This is a genomic window from Synechococcus sp. H55.11 (assembly GCF_047462475.1).
Lineage (GTDB): Bacteria > Cyanobacteriota > Cyanobacteriia > Thermostichales > Thermostichaceae > Thermostichus.
Genome location: NZ_JANSJI010000004.1, coordinates 1 through 5,319 on the forward strand (window position 1 = coordinate 1; position 5,319 = coordinate 5,319).

The window sequence follows — 5,319 nt, forward strand, 5'->3', positions numbered from 1 at the left end:
GCCGCGGTAGCGAATAAAAATTAAGATTGCCGCCCAGGATCCCAGCGCCACCTTGATTGCCACCAAAATGTTGAGAATCGGGATCCAGCCACCGCTGAAAAGGGATCCCAGCTCGCCCTTGGGCAGCTCCCAACCGGCCAGGGCGATGACAGCCACGCCGATAAACGTCACCACCGACAGCTTCTCCCACATCGCGGCTTGCCACCGCTTGTAGATGGCCTCCATCCAGGTCGAAGAGGCGGTGATCGCCACCAAGCCAATTGCCGTTCCTCCCGCCACGCCGGCGGCAAACCCCCCACCCGGCGTCAGGTGACCCCGAATGGCCAGCTCCACCCCAATCAGGGCAGAAATGGTGGCCCCCACCCGCGCCAGCACGATCGAGGGAATGTCGGTAAATTGAGCTACATTGGCCGTCGGTCGCTCATCTGCCAGCAGGTATTGCGCGCCCAGAATTGCCGCGGAAAATACAACTACTTCGAAAACCGTGTCGTAAAGGCGGTTGCGCAAGATCAAACCTGTCACCGTATTGGGCACGCCGCTTTCTCCGGCTAGAGTCGATACAGGTTCAACAGCAGGCAAAACAGCTCCTGCATCGGCGACCACGAGCTGCAATGCTGCCAGCAGCACCGCCACCCCATACAACCACCTCATGGCAAGAAGACCTCAGAAAGCAGGGCTTGTTGCGCCAAGATGGCCTGCAGGCGGGGCACGCGCGTTACCAAGCGATACTCTGCCACCTCCTCATCGGGCTCAAGGGCAATGGTGTGCACCTCTCGGCTGTGAAGGGCAGCCAACAAGGCCTCTGAACTCCCATAGACGGCCAACTCCAAACGCATGTGGTACCGCTGTAGTGCTTGGCGCATCTGCTGTAACAACTGCTGTGCTGCTGAGGTACCGGCCTCCAACACAGGACTGCCTTCGAGAACGCCCAAGCGCATACTCAACGAGGAACGCACCGCGATGGCATAGAGCGTAATGGAAAGCATGGTGCCCACCAGCGCCTCGGTGAGCGCCACATCCGCCGCCCCAAACAAGGCATAGATCAGAGCAGCGATGGATCCCAGAATGCCGCGCATCACCAAGGCATGATAGGGATTGGTCTGGGTCACCACCAAGCCTGCCGTCAAGGGCAGCAGCAGGGCGATCACCAGCAACAAGGTCTCTTCCATCCTGTCCTCCTATAGGGACTTGCGCTGCGAGCAAAACGCCAGCACATAGCCCAAGATGGTGTTCCAAATGGCCAAGGAAATCAGCGCCAACACCAGCAGAGGCCACTCCCTTGGGATCCGCAGCAACAGCCCCAGTATGATGCTCATGGATCCCAGGGTGTCGGACACCGAAAGGCCGTGCAGCTTAAACAAAATCGAGCGATCCCCAAGGAGCGGCGCCGTTCCCCACAGCCAAAACAGCACCCCGATCCCAAACAGAAGATAGCTGAGAGCTTCCATTAAGATTTCCATATTCCCCAGACTAAGAATATCTTTAGAGCATTTCCAAGCGCTTGAGCACGTGGGCCAGCAGCATCAGGGCCGCGTTACCCACCGACAAAATCAAGACCCCCACGATCCCGATCATCCAGTCATCCCGCACCACGGATACCACCAAAACCAGGATGGCCGTCTTGGTGGATAAGCTGGCAAAAGCCAGCATCGTCTGCCAAATATCCTCCTTCAGCCAGGCGGCATACAGCGGCAGGCATAGGGTCAAAGTCAGCAGAAACAGCAGTAGGTTCACGCCTCCTCCCGTGGTTTGAGCAGATGCACCTCGTAGGTGCCTTGGGCATCGCAATTGAGCACAATGGTTTTGGGCGTAAAAGTAATCAAAAAGATATCGAGAAACACCAGCCCCGCCGAACGATTGGGGAGAGTTTGTTTGTATACAACCTCCTCTACGGTGTGGGGCCTGAGGATCATCTCAAAGGCCTCCCAGTAAGCTTTCGGAACGGCGAAAACAATCTCCTTGAGCACCCGTCCCCAATCCCGCCACCGCACCGGCGCAGAGGCCTGACGAGGCAGCAGCAGCGTCGCCGCCACCCCGATGGCCACATTGTCCCAGCTCAGATTGCCCGTCAGCAGGAACCAAATCAAAAGCCGCAGGCCAATTTCCAGTAAGCCCAACTCAGGGTAGCGTCCCATAATTCCACCCAGCTAACAAAACCCAAACCAACACCAACACCACACTCAAGCCGCCCACCACAGCCTCCAGCCCCTCATTCACCGACCTTCTCTGCCAAGGGATCCGCTCCCAAAACCAGCCCAGGGGGATCCCGGCACCCAAGCTGAGCAGTGCCTTAAGGAGATTATCGACGTCGTAGGCCGCCGGCAGCCAGCCCCAGAGCAAGCCGCCGCCCCAAAGGGCCAAGGCCGCCTGGTCTTGCCAACTGGAGGGGATGTTCCCGCTGATTTGAGAAGGAGATGACCGCAGCACTCGCACAGCCACACAGGTGGTGCCGATGGTAACCCCAACCAGCAGCCACTCGTGCCAGGGATCCAGAGCCGACAAGGTGAGGGCCTTGGCTGCATACCCCAAACTGCCGGGCACCCCTGCCAGAGAGGCCGCCCCCAAGATCAACATCGGCCAGCGCCAGCGACTCGTTATCGCCGTCCCCACAAACAACAGAGGCTTTGCCAACCCATGGGCCAGGCCGTACAAACCTGCCCACTGAGGGGCGGCAATTACAAATCCCATCTGCGAGACCGAGCTCCAGGCCAAAAGGCGCTGGGGCGTGCTGGCCATCAAAGCCAGGAGGATCCCAAAAACGGCTGAGCCGGCGCTCAAGTAGGACAACCCCTGGGCCAAGGCCGGCGAAGCCTCGCTGCAGTGCACCAAGGCCATGGCACCTGCTTTGGTCGTAAAGCCGCTGAGCACCGCCGCGATAACGGGATCCGCGGTGATGTAGGTGAGGGGCAGCCACAGGCCGGCGACGAAGACCGCCCCCTTGGCCAAAAGACCCACGGCAATCAGCGCCAAAGCCGTGGGGGTAGCCATGGCCAGGCTGCTCATCGCCAGGGATCCGGTGCGCACGTAGACCAGGATTGCGCCCATCAAGTAGAAGAGCATGGCCACATTGCTCATGAACAGGTAGCGCAGCCCCACCCAAAGCTGGCGGTCGCGATGATCCCCTGCCGTCGGCTGGGACTCAGCCCGGCGCCCGTAGGTGAGCAGCAAAAACACACCAATGCTGAGCACCTCTAGGGCAACATAGACACTGATCAGGTCGGCGCTGATGACGACGGCGTTGGCGCTGCCGTGGACGATCAGCAACTGCATGGCCAGAAAGCGGCTGCCCACAAAGCGCCGATCCAGATACAGCGCCACCCCCAGCGTTATCAGTCCATGGGCCAAGAGCATGGCTGCTGCGTTGGCGTCGATCCGCAGCGTCACCCCGAAGTGATCCAGCAACTGAAGCTCTAACGGCGCCGCAGTTGTTCCCGGCAACCCCCCCTGGTACACTGCATAGGTCACCGTCAGCGCGGCCATCCCCACCAAGCTGGGACGGGTCAAGGCGGGCATCAAGTAGGTGGCAAAGGCAAACAAAAAGGGTAGCGCCACCCAGACCAGCGTCAGCTCAGTCATCGGTAAAAGTGCTCCGCCCCGCTGACGCGACCGCCTGTTCGATGCTCTCCACTTCGAGGGTGGGATGGTTGCGGGACAACTTCATCACCCCCACCAACATCAGGGCTTGTACCGACAGACCGATGACGATGGCCGTGAGGATGATCCCCTGAGGTACGGGGTCGGCATAGTCCAGCTCGCGCCAGGGCTTGTAGATAGGGGTGAACACACCGCTGCGGGCGGCCCAGATCACGAAGAAGGCGATGACCCCGGTGCTCATGACATCCATGGCCAGGATCTTCATAATGAGATTGCGCTTGACCACGACTCCCCAAAAGCCAAGGAAGATCGTGAGGGTGATGGCGGCATTTAACATGGGCACCTCGCTTGCTGCGCTCGAGCCATCCGGTTGCTAAGTCGTTCATTTCGTCCCGCTTACGCGATCAGTATCCAGCTTCCGCGGTCGCAGCAGCTAGAGGGCCGGTGCCAGACAGTCTGTGGCAGGTTGCAACCCTGCCGGGATCTCAATCTCCCCAACAAGGCCGGATCCCGAAGTCGAAAGAGTTGCAGATCCAGGTAGGCAGCTTGAGCCAACTGCCGGTCAGCTCTGGGGCTTGGTGGGATCCTGGTCATACACCTCTCATAGCAAAGTCAGAATCAATGGGGGCTGCTCGCAGTTTAGGCTGTTTTTACTTATGCTAGTGGGACGAAGTTCTGGGTTCTGCAGCAGCAGCTCCCTTGTGAGCGACAGGTCGTCGAGACCCTCCCCGCCGGAAAAGCCTCCACCCTGGCTCAGTCCTGCCCCTGGATGCGGATACGGTTGGAGCTGCTGCCGGAAGCATCGTTAATTTGCGTTAGAACTATACTACAGTCGGCTATCATGGAGCCGAGACTTTCCTCTGGGGGTGAGTCCCCTTCAGCGATCTTCAACTATGCCCACTCCTGTCGACCCTGCCCTGCCTGACGTTCCGGAAAGCGAGGTTCGCAAGCCTGAAGACTCCTCCGTCCCGTCGACGCGAACAATTCTGGCGGCCCGTGAGCCTTTTTTGGGGGTGGTGCGGGATCTGGTGCGGGCCTACCAAGCCTTTGAAAATTATGCCGGGGTTCACATTCGGCAAATGGGGCTGACCGCCCCCCAATTTGATGTGTTGGTGACCCTCGGCAACACTCCCGGCATGACCATGAATGTCTTGGCCCAAAAAACCCTGGTTACCAAAGGGACACTGACCGGCATTGTGGATCGTCTGGAACAGAAGGGGCTGGTGCGCCGGCAAGTGCCGCCAGAGAACCGCCGCTGCTTCAGGGTCGTGCTGACAGAGGCGGGGGAGAAACTGTTTGAGGAAATTTTTCCGGCCCACATCGCCTACTTGAAAGAGCGCTTCCAAAAGTTGGATCCCTCCGAGCTGGCGGAGATCCAGGCCTGTCTCAAAAAGCTGCACGCTATTTTCTAGGATGCACCCTTAGATTTTCTCTTAATTGAGCCGGTTGACCAGAGACTCCCCGAGCCGGGTCTCTAGCCTTGTTCAAATGGCTGTCCCAGGGCTGCCGGCGGAGTGGCTCGCGCCGCCTGCTGAATCCAGCGCCGCAGCCGAGGTGGGATCCCGCGCAGACCGTACTCCCACCATTCCCCGGAGGTGAACACCAACACCAAAATCATCAACACAAAGGGAGCCACCGTAAAAACTTGGGCGGGCACGGCGCGGATGGTGGTCTGGGCAACCCCGGCAAAGGACTGCAAAATGCCGAACAGGTAGGCCCCCAAGG

At 59.4% G+C, this 5,319-nt stretch carries 8 protein-coding genes and 1 pseudogene; 1 reads left to right on the plus strand and 8 read right to left on the minus strand.

Features of this window, described 5'->3' with window-relative positions; genetic code table 11:
- The 7 genes from NW853_RS00040 to NW853_RS00070 all read right to left on the minus strand — a co-directional run.
- Nucleotides 1–651: Na(+)/H(+) antiporter subunit B (locus tag NW853_RS00040; protein WP_414335435.1), on the minus strand; the 651-nt coding region annotated here is incomplete at its 3' end.
- Nucleotides 648–1,169 (minus strand): DUF4040 domain-containing protein, encoded by a 522-nt coding sequence (locus NW853_RS00045; RefSeq protein WP_414335433.1) that lies wholly within the window; start codon nt 1,167–1,169, stop codon nt 648–650. The genes NW853_RS00045 and NW853_RS00040, both read right to left, overlap by 4 nt.
- A gap of 9 nt (nt 1,170–1,178) precedes the next feature.
- Nucleotides 1,179–1,460: a monovalent cation/H(+) antiporter subunit G gene (locus tag NW853_RS00050; RefSeq protein ID WP_414335431.1), complete on the minus strand. Its 282-nt coding sequence runs from the start codon at nt 1,458–1,460 to the stop codon at nt 1,179–1,181.
- A gap of 22 nt (nt 1,461–1,482) precedes the next feature.
- A complete protein-coding gene (locus NW853_RS00055) occupies nt 1,483–1,734 on the minus strand; it encodes a hypothetical protein (RefSeq protein ID WP_011430584.1) in 252 nt (83 codons plus the stop codon).
- A complete protein-coding gene (locus NW853_RS00060; RefSeq protein WP_414335429.1) occupies nt 1,731–2,135 on the minus strand; it encodes a Na+/H+ antiporter subunit E in 405 nt (134 codons plus the stop codon). Before NW853_RS00060 ends, NW853_RS00055 begins: the two co-directional genes overlap by 4 nt.
- Nucleotides 2,119–3,576: a cation:proton antiporter gene (locus NW853_RS00065; protein WP_414347063.1), complete on the minus strand. Its 1,458-nt coding sequence runs from the start codon at nt 3,574–3,576 to the stop codon at nt 2,119–2,121. The genes NW853_RS00060 and NW853_RS00065 overlap by 17 nt, the downstream gene beginning before the upstream one ends.
- Nucleotides 3,569–3,931, minus strand: coding sequence for a cation:proton antiporter subunit C (locus NW853_RS00070; RefSeq protein WP_414335437.1), 363 nt, complete (start codon nt 3,929–3,931; stop codon nt 3,569–3,571). Before NW853_RS00070 ends, NW853_RS00065 begins: the two co-directional genes overlap by 8 nt.
- Nucleotides 3,932–4,487: 556 nt before the next feature.
- Here NW853_RS00070 and NW853_RS00075 point away from each other — a divergent pair.
- Nucleotides 4,488–5,006 carry a MarR family winged helix-turn-helix transcriptional regulator gene (locus tag NW853_RS00075; protein WP_414335425.1) on the plus strand — a complete coding sequence of 173 codons (519 nt, stop codon included), beginning with the start codon at nt 4,488–4,490 and terminating at the stop codon, nt 5,004–5,006.
- Nucleotides 5,007–5,068: 62 nt separating this feature from the next.
- On the opposite strand, the pseudogene NW853_RS00080 reads toward NW853_RS00075, so the two are convergent.
- Nucleotides 5,069–5,319, minus strand: a pseudogene (locus NW853_RS00080) (ABC transporter permease); the annotation flags it as partial.

What these genes read in the sequence shown, in the direction of transcription:
- NW853_RS00060 (WP_414335429.1), bottom strand. Translation starts at nt 2,135, where the DNA reads ATGGGACGCTACCCTGAGTTGGGCTTACTGGAAATTGGCCTGCGGCTT.
- NW853_RS00070 (WP_414335437.1), bottom strand. Translation starts at nt 3,931, where the DNA reads ATGTTAAATGCCGCCATCACCCTCACGATCTTCCTTGGCTTTTGGGGA.
- NW853_RS00050 (WP_414335431.1), bottom strand. Translation starts at nt 1,460, where the DNA reads ATGGAAATCTTAATGGAAGCTCTCAGCTATCTTCTGTTTGGGATCGGG.
- NW853_RS00045 (WP_414335433.1), bottom strand. Translation starts at nt 1,169, where the DNA reads ATGGAAGAGACCTTGTTGCTGGTGATCGCCCTGCTGCTGCCCTTGACG.
- NW853_RS00065 (WP_414347063.1), bottom strand. Translation starts at nt 3,576, where the DNA reads ATGACTGAGCTGACGCTGGTCTGGGTGGCGCTACCCTTTTTGTTTGCC.
- NW853_RS00075 (WP_414335425.1), top strand. Translation starts at nt 4,488, where the DNA reads ATGCCCACTCCTGTCGACCCTGCCCTGCCTGACGTTCCGGAAAGCGAG.